This is a genomic window from Halomonas qaidamensis (genome assembly GCF_025917315.1).
Lineage (GTDB): Bacteria > Pseudomonadota > Gammaproteobacteria > Pseudomonadales > Halomonadaceae > Vreelandella > Vreelandella qaidamensis.
In genome coordinates this window covers 2,455,481-2,470,929 of sequence record NZ_CP080627.1, presented here as the reverse complement: position 1 = coordinate 2,470,929, position 15,449 = coordinate 2,455,481, and the positions used below count along the sequence as shown (strand labels likewise).

General features: G+C 48.5%; 15 protein-coding genes. All 15 read left to right on the top strand.

Annotated features, from left to right (window positions below; genetic code table 11):
- The first annotated feature begins 1 nt into the window (after position 1).
- The 15 genes from K1Y77_RS11310 (at position 2) to rfbD (ending at position 15,247) form a co-directional block, all read left to right on the top strand.
- Positions 2-715, top strand: a complete 714-nt coding sequence (locus K1Y77_RS11310; RefSeq protein ID WP_264428525.1) for a WecB/TagA/CpsF family glycosyltransferase — start codon at positions 2-4, stop codon at positions 713-715.
- A gap of 84 nt (positions 716-799) precedes the next feature.
- A complete protein-coding gene (locus K1Y77_RS11305) occupies positions 800-2,167 on the top strand; it encodes an undecaprenyl-phosphate glucose phosphotransferase (RefSeq protein WP_264431470.1) in 1,368 nt (455 codons plus the stop codon).
- A 12-nt stretch (positions 2,168-2,179) separates the two neighbouring features.
- Positions 2,180-3,184, top strand: coding sequence for a UDP-glucose 4-epimerase GalE (galE, locus tag K1Y77_RS11300; RefSeq protein WP_264428524.1), 1,005 nt, complete (start codon positions 2,180-2,182; stop codon positions 3,182-3,184).
- A 25-nt stretch (positions 3,185-3,209) separates the two neighbouring features.
- Entirely contained in the window at positions 3,210-4,484 is a 1,275-nt protein-coding gene (locus K1Y77_RS11295) for an O-antigen ligase family protein (RefSeq protein ID WP_264428522.1), read from the top strand.
- A 274-nt stretch (positions 4,485-4,758) separates the two neighbouring features.
- Complete coding sequence (locus tag K1Y77_RS11290; RefSeq protein ID WP_264017895.1) at positions 4,759-5,184, top strand: DVU3141 family protein; 426 nt, start codon at positions 4,759-4,761, stop codon at positions 5,182-5,184.
- Positions 5,184-6,911, top strand: coding sequence for a polysaccharide biosynthesis/export family protein (locus tag K1Y77_RS11285; protein WP_264428520.1), 1,728 nt, complete (start codon positions 5,184-5,186; stop codon positions 6,909-6,911). Before K1Y77_RS11290 ends, K1Y77_RS11285 begins: the two co-directional genes overlap by 1 nt.
- A 144-nt stretch (positions 6,912-7,055) precedes the next feature.
- On the top strand, positions 7,056-7,865 hold the full coding sequence (locus K1Y77_RS11280; RefSeq protein ID WP_030071895.1) for an ABC transporter permease: 810 nt from the start codon (positions 7,056-7,058) through the stop codon (positions 7,863-7,865).
- A 3-nt stretch (positions 7,866-7,868) separates the two neighbouring features.
- Entirely contained in the window at positions 7,869-8,966 is a 1,098-nt protein-coding gene (locus K1Y77_RS11275; RefSeq protein WP_264428518.1) for a chain-length determining protein, read from the top strand.
- A 195-nt stretch (positions 8,967-9,161) separates the two neighbouring features.
- The gene (locus tag K1Y77_RS11270) at positions 9,162-9,419 is read left to right on the top strand and encodes a DUF4258 domain-containing protein (protein ID WP_264428516.1); all 258 of its coding nucleotides are present in this window, start codon (positions 9,162-9,164) and stop codon (positions 9,417-9,419) included.
- Positions 9,419-9,610, top strand: a complete 192-nt coding sequence (locus K1Y77_RS11265) for a DUF2283 domain-containing protein (protein ID WP_264017899.1) — start codon at positions 9,419-9,421, stop codon at positions 9,608-9,610. Before K1Y77_RS11270 ends, K1Y77_RS11265 begins: the two co-directional genes overlap by 1 nt.
- A gap of 416 nt (positions 9,611-10,026) precedes the next feature.
- Complete coding sequence (locus K1Y77_RS11260) at positions 10,027-11,436, top strand: MBL fold metallo-hydrolase RNA specificity domain-containing protein (protein ID WP_264428514.1); 1,410 nt, start codon at positions 10,027-10,029, stop codon at positions 11,434-11,436.
- Between the two features lie 224 nt (positions 11,437-11,660).
- Positions 11,661-12,542 carry an ABC transporter ATP-binding protein gene (locus K1Y77_RS11255; protein WP_264428512.1) on the top strand — a complete coding sequence of 294 codons (882 nt, stop codon included), beginning with the start codon at positions 11,661-11,663 and terminating at the stop codon, positions 12,540-12,542.
- Positions 12,543-12,611: 69 nt separating this feature from the next.
- On the top strand, positions 12,612-13,676 hold the full coding sequence (gene rfbB, locus K1Y77_RS11250) for a dTDP-glucose 4,6-dehydratase (RefSeq protein ID WP_264428511.1): 1,065 nt from the start codon (positions 12,612-12,614) through the stop codon (positions 13,674-13,676).
- A 163-nt stretch (positions 13,677-13,839) separates the two neighbouring features.
- On the top strand, positions 13,840-14,205 hold the full coding sequence (locus K1Y77_RS11245) for a GxxExxY protein (RefSeq protein ID WP_264428510.1): 366 nt from the start codon (positions 13,840-13,842) through the stop codon (positions 14,203-14,205).
- A gap of 148 nt (positions 14,206-14,353) precedes the next feature.
- Complete coding sequence (rfbD, locus tag K1Y77_RS11240; protein WP_264428509.1) at positions 14,354-15,247, top strand: dTDP-4-dehydrorhamnose reductase; 894 nt, start codon at positions 14,354-14,356, stop codon at positions 15,245-15,247.
- Positions 15,248-15,449: the final 202 nt, after the last annotated feature.

Genomic DNA, 15,449 nt, shown 5'->3' with positions numbered 1-15,449 from the left:
TATGTTAATAAATAAAGTAAAAAACCATTTTTCAGACGATGTAATGGAAAGAAAAGAAGCTGCTCGCTTGGTTAGCTTTCTAAATCCCTACTCGTATCTTATCATGCGTAAAGAGCTAGAGTTATATAATAAGATAGACAGTTTCTACTGTGATGGTATTTTGTTTGCTAAAGCAATGCAGCTAACAGGTAAGAAATTTGAACGTGTTAGTTTTGATATGACTTCACTTGCCCCTCGTATATTTCATTATGCTCAGCAAAAAAAACTATCAATTTATATCATTGGCTCAGAACCAGGAGTCGTAGAGAAAGCAAGTTTATCATTTAAAGCGTTATATCCAGGCTTAAAATTTGCAGGACTTCGGCATGGCTTTTTTGACACGCCAGTTGAACGAGAAAATTTTTTACGCGAGCTTTATGAATTAGCGCCTGACATTGTGGTGGTTGGAATGGGCGCTCCTGCCCAGGAGCGTTTTATTGCTGATCTAAAAGCAACTGGCTGGAAGGGCACAGCGTTCACTTGCGGTGGCTTTCTTCATCAAACAGCCAGCAGTGGTGTAAATTATTACCCTGCGTGGGCAGATCGCTTGAATTTACGTTGGCTATATCGAATGTACGATGAACCTAAATTGATAAAGCGGTATTTTATTTACTATCCTCTTTTCTTTATAGTTTTTATATATGATCTTCTTTCTTTTAAGTGTAAAAAATTTTAGCTGAGTAGTTTTTTTAGATTGGCTTATAATTAAATATGACGGTTTTATAGTGGAGTTAGAAGTGTGAAGAAAAAACAACTATCAATGATTTTTTCTGACCGTTATCCCCCGCAAATAGTGCTTCCAGGGTTGGATGTTCTATCAATATTTTTAAGCGGATTTATTGCCTACTACGCTCGTTTTAACACATTTGTGTTGCACGAACGCTACATGTTGGCACTGATCTGTATGGCGTTGTTAGTGCTTGTTATTAACAGCATGGCCAATAGCTATCGTGCTTGGCGTGTTACGTCTATACTGCAAATGATCGGTAACTTATTGATAGTGTGGGTGGCAGTGGGTATTACGGCTGCATCGCTTATTTACTTTGCCCATGCTGCAGAGCGTTACTCTCGATTTTGGGTTGGTTTAACGTTAGCGCTCTCATTTTTAATGGCTGGTGGAATTCGCTCGCTAGTTCAGCTTGGATTACAGCATGTGCGCTTGCGCGGCGGCGCTAGGCGTCCTGTATTTTTAGTGGGGCCAAGCCAGAATGTGCTTGATGTGGCTAAGGGCATTCGCAGTGCTTCCTGGGAAGGGCATACTATCGCTGGTGTTGAACGCATTAAAACGCCTATAAATGAAGCTTGTATCGAACGTATAGCACGCCGTATCGATGAGTCTCATGCCCGGGAAGTATGGATTTGTGTTCCACTAGAAATGGGCAATACTGTACGTACATTATTTTACGCGCTACGCAATCACACCGCAGAAGTTCGCTTTATTCCTGCATTTCAGGATATGCACCTTCTTAATCATCGTATGTCAGAAGTAGCGGGACATTACGCTATAGATCTTAGCGTTTCTCCTATGAGCGGTATGTCGCGATTCATTAAGCGATCGGAAGATATTTTGATCGGCGCGTTGATCTCACTGCTAATTTTGCCGGTATGTATCATGATTGCCTTGGCAATTAAAGTGACGTCTCCTGGTCCTATTCTGTTTAAGCAGTACCGAGAGGGATCTAACGGACGTCGTTTTAAAGTCTATAAATTTCGCTCTATGTATGTGCACGATGAAAACGATGGAAAAGTAACGCAGGCGAAAAAGAATGATAGCCGTATCACCAAAGTAGGTGCCTTCCTACGTCGTACTTCCCTAGATGAACTACCGCAATTTTATAATGTACTTCAGGGAAGAATGTCGATAGTAGGCCCACGCCCACACGCTCTGGCCCATAATGAGCAATATAAAGAACTAGTCGAATCTTACATGCGACGCCATAAAGTGAAGCCAGGTATTACTGGCTGGGCACAGGTGAATGGCTTGCGCGGTGAAACTGATACGCTGCAAAAAATGGAGCGGCGCGTCGAATACGATCTTTGGTACATTGATAACTGGTCATTATGGCTAGATTTGAAAATCATTGTGATGACTGTTTTTAAAGGCTTTAAGCATGCAAATGCTTACTGATTAAGACAATATATGATTTTAGTAACAGGTGGTGCCGGCTATATTGGTTCACATATCGTTGTGGAGCTGCTTGAGGCAGGTCATCAAGTTGTTATCATAGATAACCTTTCAAACAGCGACCAGTCCGTCATTAATCGTATTAAATTGATCACTAAGAAGCAGGCGCTATTTTATCAAGGGGATGTTCGAGATAGCGCGTTACTAACGTCCATATTTAAAAAGCATAATGTCAGTGCTGTGATTCATTGTGCAGGCCTTAAAGCTGTCGGCGAAAGCGTAGTACAACCTCTCGCTTATTATGATACAAATGTCTATGGAACTATATGCCTTTGTAATGCGATGAATAAAGCAGGCATAAAGCGTTTGATTTTTAGCTCATCGGCCACTGTGTATGGTTTAGAAGCAACTCCGCCTTATCTGGAAGTAACAGAGAGGGGAAGCTCTTGCAGTCCCTATGGCTCTTCCAAAGCTATTGTTGAAAAAATTCTAGAAGATTTGAATGTCAGTGACCCGCAGTGGTCAATTGTGATTTTGCGCTATTTTAATCCTATTGGTGCACATCCTTCCGGACGCATAGGTGAATCCCCACAAGGGGTGCCAAACAATTTAATGCCTTATATAAGCCAAGTAGCTGCAGGCTTACTCCCAGAGCTTTTAATCTATGGCAATGATTACCCGACAGTAGATGGAACCTGTGTGCGCGACTATTTGCATGTGATGGATTTAGCGCAGGGGCATCGCATGGCGCTTAAAAAATTAAGTGATACGGGTATTAGTTACTATAATCTCGGGACTGGAAAAGGCGTATCTGTTAAAGAAATGGTGGATGCTTTTGTCGAAGCAACTGGAGTAGCAGTACCTTATCAATTCGCACCGCGTAGAGAAGGTGATTTGGCGGCCTTTTGGGCGAGTGCTGAAAAAGCACGACTTGAATTAGGCTGGCAAGCACAAAAAAGTCTGAAAGATATGATGGTAGATACATGGCGATGGCAAGTCGCATCGACCAGTGAAAGTTAGCGTTGTGAGCTGTTGGAACCAAATAATGTCTGTTTTCAGTCAAGTAAAAAGCAACGACCCTAAAATTAAATTCAGTGCCCCACCACACTTGTTAACCAGTGTGGCAGTTTTTTTGTTAGGGGCTATGGCGTTGGTGGTACCTAGCGGTTACTCGCTAGGCGCGGTAGTTCTATTTTTATCAGGGACTGGGCTGCTATTAGCCAGACGTTTGCCAACGCTCACAAACCAAGATCGTTGGGTAATCGCCGCGCTATTAGCTTACGCGCTTGTTAGCCTTGCCGAGGTCTGGTGGGATGCTCAAGGCAGTAGAGGTATCGATAAGCCTATCCGTTTTATTTTCGCTGTGCCCGCCATGTGGTGGGTCATTGCATATCCCCCCCGGCTGGCATATTTATGGAGTGGTATGGCGCTAGGCGCGTTAGCGGCGGGCGGGTGGGCCATATGGCAGAAAGAAGTCGATGGCGTATGGCGTGCCCAAGGTCACACCCATGTTATTCAGTTTGGCAACCTTAGTATGTTGCTGGGCGTGCTGTGTTTAGCCGGTTTAGGTTGGGCAGTTGTCCAGCGTCAACGCTATTGGTGGGTAGCGCTTCTGTTACTTGGTGCTTTTGGAGGCATTATAGCTTCTCTGCTCTCAGGTAGTCGTGGGGGGTGGGTTGGAATACCCATCGTACTGTTGGTGCTATACCGCGCGTATGGAACTAACTTGCCTATTATCTTTAAAGCGTTGACGTTAGGGGTAATGTTAGCCGGGGGAATAGCGATGTACTCAATCCCCAAAACAGGTGTTGAAGTTAGGGTGCAACAAGCGGTGCAAGATATACGCCTTTATGTATCAGGAGAGGATCGCGCTACTTCACTGGGGTCCCGGTTTGAAATGTGGAGAGGCGCTGCACTACTGATCCAAGAAAAGCCGCTAACAGGCTGGGGCAGCAATGGCTATAAACAGGCAATGGCCCAGCTAGGAGAGCAGGGCGTCATTAATAAAGAAGCATCTCAGTATGGCCATGCCCACAACGAGTTTGTTGATGCTTTTGCTAAGCGGGGGTTGCTTGGCTTGCTAGCGTTACTAGCGTTGTACATCATCCCTATGCGGCTATTTAGCAAACAAATAGCGGCTGACGATTTAACAACGCGCTCTATCGCCACAGCGGGTGTGTTACTCCCTGTTACCTATATTGATTTTGGCTTATCCCAAGTGTTTCTAACACATAACAGTGGGGTCATGATGTATGCTTTTTTACTGGCTGCCCTGTGGGGAATTTATGCAAACGTAACCCAGAATAAAAGCCATTGCTGAACCTTGTGTGTGAATTTTAAGTCTATGATTTATTGATAAAAAAAGCCGACTAAAATATAGTCGGCTTTTTTATTTAGCTAAAAATCAGGAAGGCAAAATTTACTGAACTGCTTGTATAACGTTTGTCAACGTAGAGCCTTGCGTTTTAATCCCTTACAATGAATTCGCATCAATAGCATAGGTTAACCACATTTTTAGCCGCACAGCGTAGGGCAAGGGAATGCGCCCGTATGAATCCCTGGGCGGTAGCGTGCCTTTTTACTGGAAAATTATCATGTCAAATATCCCCGTTTCTCTAGCGCGGCCAGCTCGCATGCTGCTGGCTGCGTTAAGTGTTGCCGTAGTAAGCGGTTGCGCTACTTATCCCAATAGCACACAGCAGCAAGCGCAGTACGTGCTAAACACAGATTCAGCCAAACTACTGGCAGATGACAACCTCAATGGCTTTTTATCCCAAGCGCCTGCCGGGGCAGTAATAAACGTAGCGCGCAGCCCATGGGGTGATAATGTCGAAATTATCGCCGATGCGCCTTATCTAGCCGCCAGCGGTAGAGAGTGCCGTCAGCTACGGGTAGTAGAAGCAGGAAGTGGCGCAGCCCGCACGGCCCTTACCTGTGAAACGCCCAATGGTTGGGTTAACCAGCGCGTGCTAAATCAAAGCATGTCTTCTTCAACTACTGCAGCACAAGGGCGCTACTAATGAATGCTACTCGTCTTATCAAGCGGCTTTCGTTGAAACGCCCTTTAGCCACTGTGTCACTGTTGCTTGTCAGTAGCCTAATAAGCAGTACGAGTTGGGCGCAAAGTATCAGCCTGCCCAACACCATTCTGCCGGAAGACCAAGCTAGCCAGCAGCAGGTAGAACAAGTAAACGACACCCCCCGGGCTGATTGGCGTAGCGGAACGTATGGCCCTGTGTCAGCGCAACCGCAAAACCCTGATGTTCTTCCGCCGTTCGGTGCCAACCTGTTTACCGGTGGGTTTCGCGGTGCAATGGGAGATGGCCTAAATGCCGGTTACCAAGTTAAGCCCGGCGACCAAATTACCGTGCGAGTTTGGGGCGCGCTTGAATTTGAACGGGTGCTACCGGTAGATGCTCAAGGTAATATCTTTATTCCCGGCTCAGGCCCATTAAATGTAGAAGGCCAAAATAGCCAGCAGGTAGAAAGCAGCGTGCGCGGTGCCATTACCTCGGTTTATCCAGAAAATGTTCAAGTTTATACCAACGTGCAAGGCGTGCAGCCTGTAGCCGTGTTTGTGACTGGCTATGTAGAAAATCCAGGCCGCTTTGCGGGCACCCCGAATGATTCGGTGCTGTACTTTTTGGATCAAGCAGGCGGCATCGACCAAGACCTAGGTAGCTACCGGCAAATTCGCGTGATGCGTAACGACCGTACCGTAGCTACAGTCGATCTGTATGACTTCCTTATTAATGGCTCTATTGCCCGCCCGCAGTTCCAAGATGGCGACACCATTGTTGTAGAAGAGCGCGGCCCAGCCATTGCCGTAGGCGGCGATGTTCATCGTGAACATCGCTACGAGCTGCTGGGTAACCAGCTAAGCGGTGCTGAGCTAGTAAACCTGGCACGCCTAAGAAGCGGTGTTTCTCATGTGCTGTTACGCGGTAACCGTGATGATGGCCCGTTTGCCCAATACTTCCCCCTAGATATGTTCTACGGACAAACCATCCGCAGTGGCGATGAAGTACTGTTCAGCGCTGACAAGCGCAGTGAAACCATCGTGGTCGAAGTGGAAGGCAGCTATTACGGCCCCTCTAGGTTTGCCTTACCTCGCGATGCACGCCTAAGTGAACTGCTAGACGCCATCCCCGTGCCAGAAAACATGACCGCGGTGGAAAGCATTTCACTACAGCGTGAAAGCGTCAGGCAACAGCAAAAGCAATCTATGGAAGATAGCTTACGCCGTTTAGAAACCACGTATCTAAGCGCTGAATCTAGCACCAACGAAGAAGCGAAAATTCGTGCCCAAGAAGCCGAACTTATTCAAGACTTCGTTGAACGCGCCCGCGAGCTAGAACCTAGTGGCCGTTTAGTAGTCGCCTACAACGATAGAATCTCTGATATTCGGTTACAGGATGGCGACATTATCACTATTCCTGAAATCAGTGATTCCATGCTGATTAGCGGTGAAGTGCTGGTGCCGCAAGCCGCAGTGTTTCGCCCGGGCATGAACGTGATCGACTACATTGAAAGTGCCGGTGGCTTCACTAACCGCGCCGATGAAGATCATATTCTCATTGTTCGCCAGAACGGCGCGGTAGAAAACGCCCGCAACGTTAACCTACGCCCGGGTGATGAAATTCTTGTCATGCCCGCTGCTCCTACCCACAACCTGCAGCTAGCTTCCACGCTGACACAAATACTGTTCCAAATCGCCGTCGCCACCCGTGTCGCAGTCGATCTGTAATAGCGTGAGCCACGGAAGTCGCATGTTGCCACGGACAAAAACCAAGAAGTTTTTGTGTGCTGTTGATCTTGTCCGTGTCCTCCGTGAGTATCCGTGGCAAGTATTAACCGCCACTTAAATTATTCCACATTAAAAAGTAGAGCTATGGCAAATGTAAAAGGTGCACCGAAAGGTGCCCGCACGCCTTGGCAAGTTACCCGCAGTGTTTGGTATGCCATGTTCGTAAGGGAAGCGCTCTCGCGAACAATGGGAGACCGAATGGGCTGGTTCTGGATGGTCTTCGAACCTGTCGCCTTCGTAGGTATCATGATTGCGATTAGAGGTTTCATTCGTGGCGATCGACTTGTTGCTAATGCTGACTTTATACCTTGGCTTATTATGGGCCTGATGGGCTTTATGCTTGTACGTGAAGGGATGATGCGTGGGATGGGTGCTATTGATGCTAACAGAGCTTTATTTGCTTACCGTCAAGTACAGCCTGTTGACCCTGTGTTAGTACGTATTTTTTTGGAAGGTGCGCTACGCAGCTTTGTCTTTCTTATTTTTATTGCCGGTGGCTTAATGCTGGGGTTAGATATGTACCCAGACAATGCAGTGCGCGCACTAGCAGCATGGGCATCACTGTGGTGTCTCGGATTAGGGTTAGGCCTAGTAACTTCTGTAGCGGCTACTATGGTACCTGAAGTAGGTAAGGTTGTTAGTATGCTTTCCTTACCGCTGATGATTCTATCTGGGGTAATAATGCCGCTAAATAGTTTGCCTCACTGGTTGCTTGAATATCTAATGCTCAACCCAATTCCTCACGGGTTGGAAACACTTCGCTTAGGTTTTTTTGAAAATTACAAAGTAGTTAACGGCACTAGTATGCTTTATCTGTGGCTGTTCACTTTCACCTTAATAACGCTAGGGCTATTAATGCACCTGCGCTTTGTTAATCGGTTAAAGGCAAAATAATTCATGCAAGGTTCAATAGCTCGGTTTATTAAAAAATCACCGCAGTGGGCAGTCGCCTTTATTGCAATCGCACTTGTTAGTTTTTATTGGTTTGTATGGGCGGAAGAGCGCTATGTATCCCGGGCTACGGTGGTATTAGAAAGCCCTCAAGTGGCCACGCCAGATTTAAGCTTTGCTTCGCTATTAGGCAGTGGTGCGGGCAATACCGCAGATTTATTGCTACTACGAGAGCATCTGTTATCTGTCGATATGTTGCGGGTACTAGATGAGCAGTTAGGCATTCGTCAGCATTACAATGAGCATGGTGATATCTTTGCCAAGTTGCGTGATCCTAATGTCCCTATTGAAGACCTGCACAAATACTACCTACGCCGGGTAAACGTCGAACTAGACGAATATGCAGGCGTACTTAATATCCATGTTCAAGGTTATACGCCGGAGTTTGCCCACGATATGGCATCACTGCTTCTAGAAGCGGGTGAAGACCATATGAATGCAATGGGCCATCGACTAGCAGAAGAGCAGGTCCGTTTTTTAGAGCAGCAAATGGTGCGCCTGGAAGAGCGCTTTCGCGATACGCGTTCTGAACTACTCGATTTCCAAAACGAATATGGCTTAGTATCGCCAACATCAACGGTGGAAAGCATCAATCAAGTAGTCGCTACGCTTGAAGGTGACCTAGCCCGTCTGCAGGCCCAGCGTAACGCATTAGCAAGTTTCCAGAGCTCGCAATCTTCAGAACTCCGCCAAGTAGAGCGCAGCATCGAAGCGCTGCGCGACCAAATTGTTGAACAGCGCGACCGCCTAGCGCAAGCGGCGGGCAATTCGCTTAACCGCATCTCTGCTGAGTATGAAACCTTGGAATTGCAGGCCCAGTTCGCCCAGGAAACCTACTCCAGCGCGTTAGCTGCACTAGAAAACACCCGCTTAGAAGCCGCTCGCCAACTCAAACAGGTTAGCGTGTTGCAAAGCCCGCTATTCCCAGAGTACCCAACAGAGCCTAACCGGCTTTATAACAGCAGCGTTTTCGCCATCATCACCATCTTCCTAGCCTTCATTCTCAGCATGATCATCATGATCGTGAAAGACCACCGGGATTAAAGGACAGGTTTTGTAACCTGGTTACAATGACGTAACACGGTCGTATCTGTACTCGTAGTGCGGTGTAACGAGGTCGCGAGGAACGAGCAAAACCGAGGCACCCGCAATGGCGGCGAAGCCGCCCAAAAGCACCGAACTAACACCAGCACCACTTCGTGCTACATCGCCTGATGTGAAAGTGAGCTAGCCTTAACAATGTACAGCCACCGATTTAACTCAGAAGTACACATTGCGCGTCATGCCAGCGAAAGAATGGCTGCTAGAAACATAAGTGATGACGAGTTAATCGAATTGATAGAAGCAGGTACGGTTAAGCATAAAGATGCTGTGCGAGTCTGGGTGGCAAAACATTTTGTTAATAGGCAAGACAATCTTTTATGGTTTGCAGCCGTCCTAGAAGACAAAATGGTAGTGAAAACGGTAATGCATCATTTTGAGTGGGAGGAAAAGTAATGCGTACTACTTACGATGAGGCTGACGATATTTTAGTGCTGCATTTGTCAGAAAAAACGACCGTCAAAGAAGTGTCTCAAAACTGGAATACGCATATTAGCTATGCAGAAGACGGGACAATCACAGAAATCGTTATTTTAGATGCCTCCAAGCAAGGGGCGTGGCCACTTTTGAAAAATCAAGCCGCCTAAAATCTAACGTTGTATTTATATTGAACACTGCACCGCGGGTGCGCTGACGTAACAGCGGTTGTATCTGTACTTGTAGTGCGGTGTAACGAGGTCGCGAGGAACGAGCGAAACCGAGGCACCCGCAACGGCGGCGCAGCCTCCCTGTAAGGTTGGTGGCTCCAAAGCAGCATCGCTTCGCGCTGCACCCGCGGGTGCGCTGACGCTTACGCCGCGCTACAAAAGTTGTGCATTCAATCGGTTATGGGTGCACTTCGCTGACCACGCGCTACAAAGTCAATGCACACGTAGTGCGGTGTAACGAGGTCGCGAGGAACGAGCGAAACCGAGGCACCCGCAACGGCGGCGCAGCCGCCCAAAAGCTGTCAGCGTAACCACATTAAGACCCCCCAACAGCACCACCGAAAAAGGAATTTTCGATGTTAGATATCATCCACCATGGTGGTGCTACGGGTGTCACCGGCAGCTGCCACCAGCTTATCCTTAATACACACCACTCGCTGCTGGTAGATTGCGGCCTGTTTCAAGGCGAAGACGCGCGAGAAGACAGCTTCCAACAGCTGCAAATTGAATTTGATATAAGCACCATTAAAGCGCTGATCATTACCCACGTACATATCGACCACGTTGGGCGGCTGCCTTACCTATTGGCCGCAGGGTTCAAAGGCCCCATCCTCTGTTCCATCCCTTCGGCCATACTGCTACCGCTGGTGATTGAAGACGCCTTAAAAATTGGCTTCACCCGCAATGCCCAGCTAATCCAGCGCTTCCAAGCTCAACTGGAATCACAAATTGTCAGCGTGTCTTACGGCAAGTGGCACACCGTGTTAGATGAGCGTAAAGGAGCCGATCAAGGCATCACCACGCGCATCAAGCTGAAGCGGGCAGGGCACATACTCGGCTCAAGCTATGTTGAAGTGGCCCACCAGCACGCTAATGGCAGCAAAGAGCGCGTTGTCTTCAGTGGCGATCTAGGTGCACCTTACGCACCTTTGCTACCTGCACCAACATCGCCTTACAGCTGCGACCAGCTAGTACTAGAAAGCACCTACGGCGACCGGCAGCATGCAGGCCGCCGCAAACGCCGGGCCACGCTCAAAAACGCCATAGAACAAGCGCTCATCAACGGCGGTACAGTGATGGTGCCCGCTTTCAGCATCGGCCGAACTCAAGAGCTTCTCTACGAGCTGGAAGGCATTATTTATGAAGCCAAGCGCAGCAAAAACAGCCAGTGGCAACAGCTAGAAATTATCGTCGATTCCCCCTTGGCCGCCCGCTTTACCCGTATTTACCGCCAGTTAAAACCCTACTGGGACAAAGAAGCCCATCGCCGACTGCGCAGTGGTCGACATCCGCTCAATTTTGAAAATCTCTATACGGTAGAAAGCCACGAAGCCCACGAACAAACGGTGCAATACCTAGCAAAAACGGGCCGCCCAGCGGTCGTGATTGCCGCGAGCGGCATGTGCGCAGGCGGGCGCATTATGAACTACCTAAAAGCCATGCTAAGCGATGAACACCACCAAGTACTGTTTGTTGGCTACCAAGGTGCTGGCACCCCAGGGCGAGCCATTCAACAATATGGCCCACAGGGTGGCTGGGTAGAAATAGACGGCCAACGTATCGACATCAAAGCAGGGGTTACCACCATCAGCGGTTACTCAGCCCACGCCGATCAAAAAGACCTGCTCAATTTCGTAAAACGCATGCGTCGCTGGCCCCACACCATTCGCTTGGTACACGGCGATCAAACTGCAAAAAATGCGCTAAAAGATGAGCTAGAAGCCGTCTACGCACGTAAAAGCAAGCCGCTGACGGTTATCAATTGAATCCCACCTCGCGGGTGCGCTGACGCTTACACCGCGCTACAAAATCAATGCATACGTAGTGCGGTGTAACGAGGTCGCGAGGAACGAGCGAAACCGAGACACCCGCAATGGCGGCGCAGCCGCCCATAGGCACCCAGCCAACGCCAGCACCGCTTTCGCGATATGCCCAAAATTACGCTGCAAGTTAAAACGTTTTTAGAAATATCACCGGCTTCGAATCCCAAATGATCGAAATAAAAAACCTCTACAAGCGCTACCACAACCACCATGGTAGTAATTGGGTACTTAAAGACGTCAATTTCACTATTCCTCTGGGCGTCAGTGTTGGCTTAATTGGTGCAAACGGAGCAGGTAAATCTACGCTTTTGCGCCTTATTGCCGGAATGGATACCCCAGAACGTGGAGAAGTCATTCGCCATAGCCGCGTTTCATGGCCAGTAGGGCTTTCCGGCGGGATGCAAGGCAACATGACAGGGCGCCAAAACGTAAAATTCGTTGCCCGTGTGCAAGGTAGCGGCCCAGATGAAGTCAAACGGGTAATCAAGTTCGTAGAAGAATTTGCAGAAATAGGCCCAGCCTTTGATGAGCCTATTCGTACCTACTCGTCAGGCATGAAGTCGCGTATTTCGTTTGGCCTTTCTCTCGCATTTGACTTCGATGTCTATATTTCTGATGAAGCCACTGCCGTTGGCGATCGTGCGTTTAAAGCCAAGGCAAAAGAACTCTTTGCCTCAAAAACTGGTCAAGCGTCTTTGATAATGGTTTCTCACTCAGAAGGCATTTTGAAGGACCTCTGTCAGGCAGGGGTTTATCTTAAAAAAGGTAGCGCCTTCTGGTACGACGACATCAATGATGCCATCACCGCTTACCACTCAGATGTCGATGAAAAGAAACGTCACTCCGAACTGCCGAGCGATGTAGTAGGGGCGCGAAAATACCTACAAGTTTGCCACGCTGACTTAAAAGCCGCTCAAGAAGCCCTAGCTGATGCCAAAGAACAAGACGATAAAGAAGCCATTGCTGAAGCGAAAAAAGCAGTAAAAGAAGCTGGCAACAGAGCTAAAGAAGCGCGTGCAAATTTAGAGCTACGACAAAGCGAACGCTAGAGACGACATTAGTGGGATGGTTAGTGCATAGCTGACTAGATGGTTTATGTGAGTATATGAGATTGCAGCATGAGTAAAATGTTTTTCATTACCGGTGGTGCAGGCTTCATTGGCTCTGCCGTTATACGTGAGCTAATTCACAATACTGGGCACTGTGTTGTCAACGTCGATAAGCTCACTTATGCAGGCAATCTTGAATCGCTGACAAGTGTGGAAGACAGCGAGCGCTACACCTTTGTGCAGGCAGATATTTGCGATGCCTCGGCCATGCAGCAGCTGTTTGAACAGCACCAGCCCGATGTAGTGATGCACCTAGCGGCAGAGAGCCACGTAGACCGCTCTATCGACGGGCCCGCCGAGTTTATTCAAACCAACGTGGTAGGCACCGCCGTATTGCTAGAAGCCGCCCGTGCGTATTGGAAAACCCTACAGCAGCAAGATAAAGCAAAAGCAGAGGCCTTTCGTTTTCATCACATTAGTACAGATGAAGTGTATGGCGATTTGGAAGGCACTGACGACCTCTTTACCGAAACCACGCCTTATGCGCCCAGTTCACCGTACTCGGCCAGCAAAGCCAGTTCCGATCATCTAGTGCGCGCATGGCAGCGCACCTACGGCTTGCCCACACTGGTGACCAATTGCTCCAACAATTACGGGCCATATCACTTCCCAGAAAAACTAATCCCGCTGATGATCCTCAATGCCCTAGCAGGTAAGCCGCTACCGGTGTACGGCAATGGCCAGCAAATCCGCGATTGGTTATATGTGGAAGACCACGCCCGCGCCTTAATCAAAGTGGCTACAGAAGGCGAAATCGGCGAAACCTACAACATCGGCGGGCATAATGAAAAAGCCAACCTCACCGTTGTTGAAACGCTGTGTGACCTGCTCCAAGAGCTAGTGCCACAGGAACAGTCGTACCGTGAGCTCATCACCTTCGTGACCGACCGCCCCGGCCACGACGTACGCTACGCCATTGATGCCAGCAAAATTGAACGAGAACTCGGTTGGACGCCAGAAGAAACCTTCGAAACCGGTCTACGCAAAACCGTGCAGTGGTACCTCACCAACGAAACCTGGTGGAAACGCGTACAAGACGGAAGTTACCAAGGCCAGCGGTTAGGTAGCCTGTGAGCCACTGCACTTTTTGCCACGGAACACACGGAAAGAACGGATAAAACCTGTTTAGCCACGGACACTCACGGACGGCACGGACAAAACCTTTTTATTGGTTTTGACCTTGTCCGTGTTTTCCGTGAGTGTCCGTGGCCTAAAGCTTTAAAATAAGAGAAGAAAAATGCTCAAGGATGAGGCACTCACCTATCAGATTAGACGTGCTATCTTCGAGGTTAACAGTCACCTCGGCCCAGGCTTTCTTGAAAGTATTTACCAGCGTTCATTAGCCATCGAGCTGCTGTCTGCCGGTTTAAAAGTTGAAACAGAGAAACCTGTCAATATTTACTATAAAAATCAACTAGTAGGCGAGCATCGTCTGGACATATTAGTTGAAGATAAAGTGATTATGGAGTTGAAGGCACAATCGCAGATGCCTGTATCAGCTGAAGCTCAGCTCATCAACTACCTTCGAGCAACAGGTATGCAAGTTGGTTTATTGGTTAATTTCACCTATCCAAGAGCCTTCATCAAAAGAATCGTTGTTTGATGTTGCACAAATAAGTTTTAGCCACGGACACTCACGGACGGCACGGACAAAACCTTAAATTCTTTTTTGGTTTTTGAATTTATTAGGATTTTGATTTTGACCTTGTCCGTGTTTCCCGTGAGTGTCCGTGGCAAAAAAGGGGTTTATTATGAACATCTTCATCACCGGCGGTAACGGCCAAGTAGGCTTTGAACTCCAGCGCCAATTTGCCCCTTTTGGCACTATTCTAGCCCCGACACGCCAAGAACTCGATTTAACCAACGCCGACGCAGTAGATACTTACCTTGCCAAACACCAGCCTGGCTTAATACTTAACGCGGCGGCCTACACAGCGGTTGATAACGCCGAGAGTGAACCAGGGCAGGCACAGCGCTTAAACGCTGAATTGCCCGCGCAGCTAGCGAAATATGCAGCCAAGCACGGCATTCCTCTGGTGCACTACTCAACGGATTACGTTTACCCAGGCAACGGCGAAACACCCTGGCAGGAAGATAGCCCCACAGGCCCACTCAGCGTTTACGGCCAAACCAAGCTGGAAGGGGATCAAGGGATTATCGAAAGCGGTGCCAGCCACCTGATTTTTCGCACTAGCTGGGTCTACGCTGCCCGTGGCAGCAACTTTATGAAAACCATGCTTCGCCTAGGCTGCGAGCGTGACGCACTGAGCATCGTTAACGATCAAATAGGCGCGCCTACGGCCGCGCGCCTAATCGCTCAAATCACCGCGTTGTCTTTCACGGTTCACGGCTCACGGCTCTCTATTCACATTCCCCAAGGCATTTACCACTTAGCCCCCAGGGGGGAAACCAGCTGGCACGGCTTCGCCAGCGAGATTTTCAGTCAAGCCCGAAAAGCAGGGGAAGCACTAACGATTACGCCTGAAAGCACCGCAGGCATCCCCACTGCAGAGTACCCAGCACCCGCTCAGCGCCCGCTGAACTCACGCATGGCGTTGGATAAGTTAGAAAGCGCACTAGGCATCACCATGCCGCCCTGGCAGAGCCAGCTAGTATTAACGCTTAAAGAACATCTCAGTAATTAAAAAAACGTTATTCGCCACGTACGTCACGGACAAAACCATTTATTTGTTATTGAGTTGTTGCTTTTGACTTTGTCCGTGTTTTCCGTGAGTGTCCGTGGCCAATACCCAATACCCGCCACGGACGATACGGACAAAACCCTTTATTTATTATTGGGTTTTTGGTTTTGACCTTGTCCGTGTTTTCCGTGAGTGTCCGTGGCTA

Excerpts from the sequence above, each read along its gene's own strand:
- K1Y77_RS11280 (WP_030071895.1), top strand. The coding sequence starts at position 7,056 with ATGGCAAATGTAAAAGGTGCACCGAAAGGTGCCCGCACGCCTTGGCAA.
- K1Y77_RS11265 (WP_264017899.1), top strand. The coding sequence starts at position 9,419 with ATGCGTACTACTTACGATGAGGCTGACGATATTTTAGTGCTGCATTTG.
- K1Y77_RS11295 (WP_264428522.1), top strand. The coding sequence starts at position 3,210 with ATGTCTGTTTTCAGTCAAGTAAAAAGCAACGACCCTAAAATTAAATTC.
- K1Y77_RS11290 (WP_264017895.1), top strand. The coding sequence starts at position 4,759 with ATGTCAAATATCCCCGTTTCTCTAGCGCGGCCAGCTCGCATGCTGCTG.
- rfbD (WP_264428509.1), top strand. The coding sequence starts at position 14,354 with ATGAACATCTTCATCACCGGCGGTAACGGCCAAGTAGGCTTTGAACTC.
- K1Y77_RS11305 (WP_264431470.1), top strand. The coding sequence starts at position 800 with ATGATTTTTTCTGACCGTTATCCCCCGCAAATAGTGCTTCCAGGGTTG.
- K1Y77_RS11255 (WP_264428512.1), top strand. The coding sequence starts at position 11,661 with ATGATCGAAATAAAAAACCTCTACAAGCGCTACCACAACCACCATGGT.
- K1Y77_RS11275 (WP_264428518.1), top strand. The coding sequence starts at position 7,869 with ATGCAAGGTTCAATAGCTCGGTTTATTAAAAAATCACCGCAGTGGGCA.
- galE (WP_264428524.1), top strand. The coding sequence starts at position 2,180 with ATGATTTTAGTAACAGGTGGTGCCGGCTATATTGGTTCACATATCGTT.
- K1Y77_RS11285 (WP_264428520.1), top strand. The coding sequence starts at position 5,184 with ATGAATGCTACTCGTCTTATCAAGCGGCTTTCGTTGAAACGCCCTTTA.
- K1Y77_RS11270 (WP_264428516.1), top strand. The coding sequence starts at position 9,162 with ATGTACAGCCACCGATTTAACTCAGAAGTACACATTGCGCGTCATGCC.
- K1Y77_RS11310 (WP_264428525.1), top strand. The coding sequence starts at position 2 with ATGTTAATAAATAAAGTAAAAAACCATTTTTCAGACGATGTAATGGAA.
- K1Y77_RS11260 (WP_264428514.1), top strand. The coding sequence starts at position 10,027 with ATGTTAGATATCATCCACCATGGTGGTGCTACGGGTGTCACCGGCAGC.
- rfbB (WP_264428511.1), top strand. The coding sequence starts at position 12,612 with ATGAGTAAAATGTTTTTCATTACCGGTGGTGCAGGCTTCATTGGCTCT.
- K1Y77_RS11245 (WP_264428510.1), top strand. The coding sequence starts at position 13,840 with ATGCTCAAGGATGAGGCACTCACCTATCAGATTAGACGTGCTATCTTC.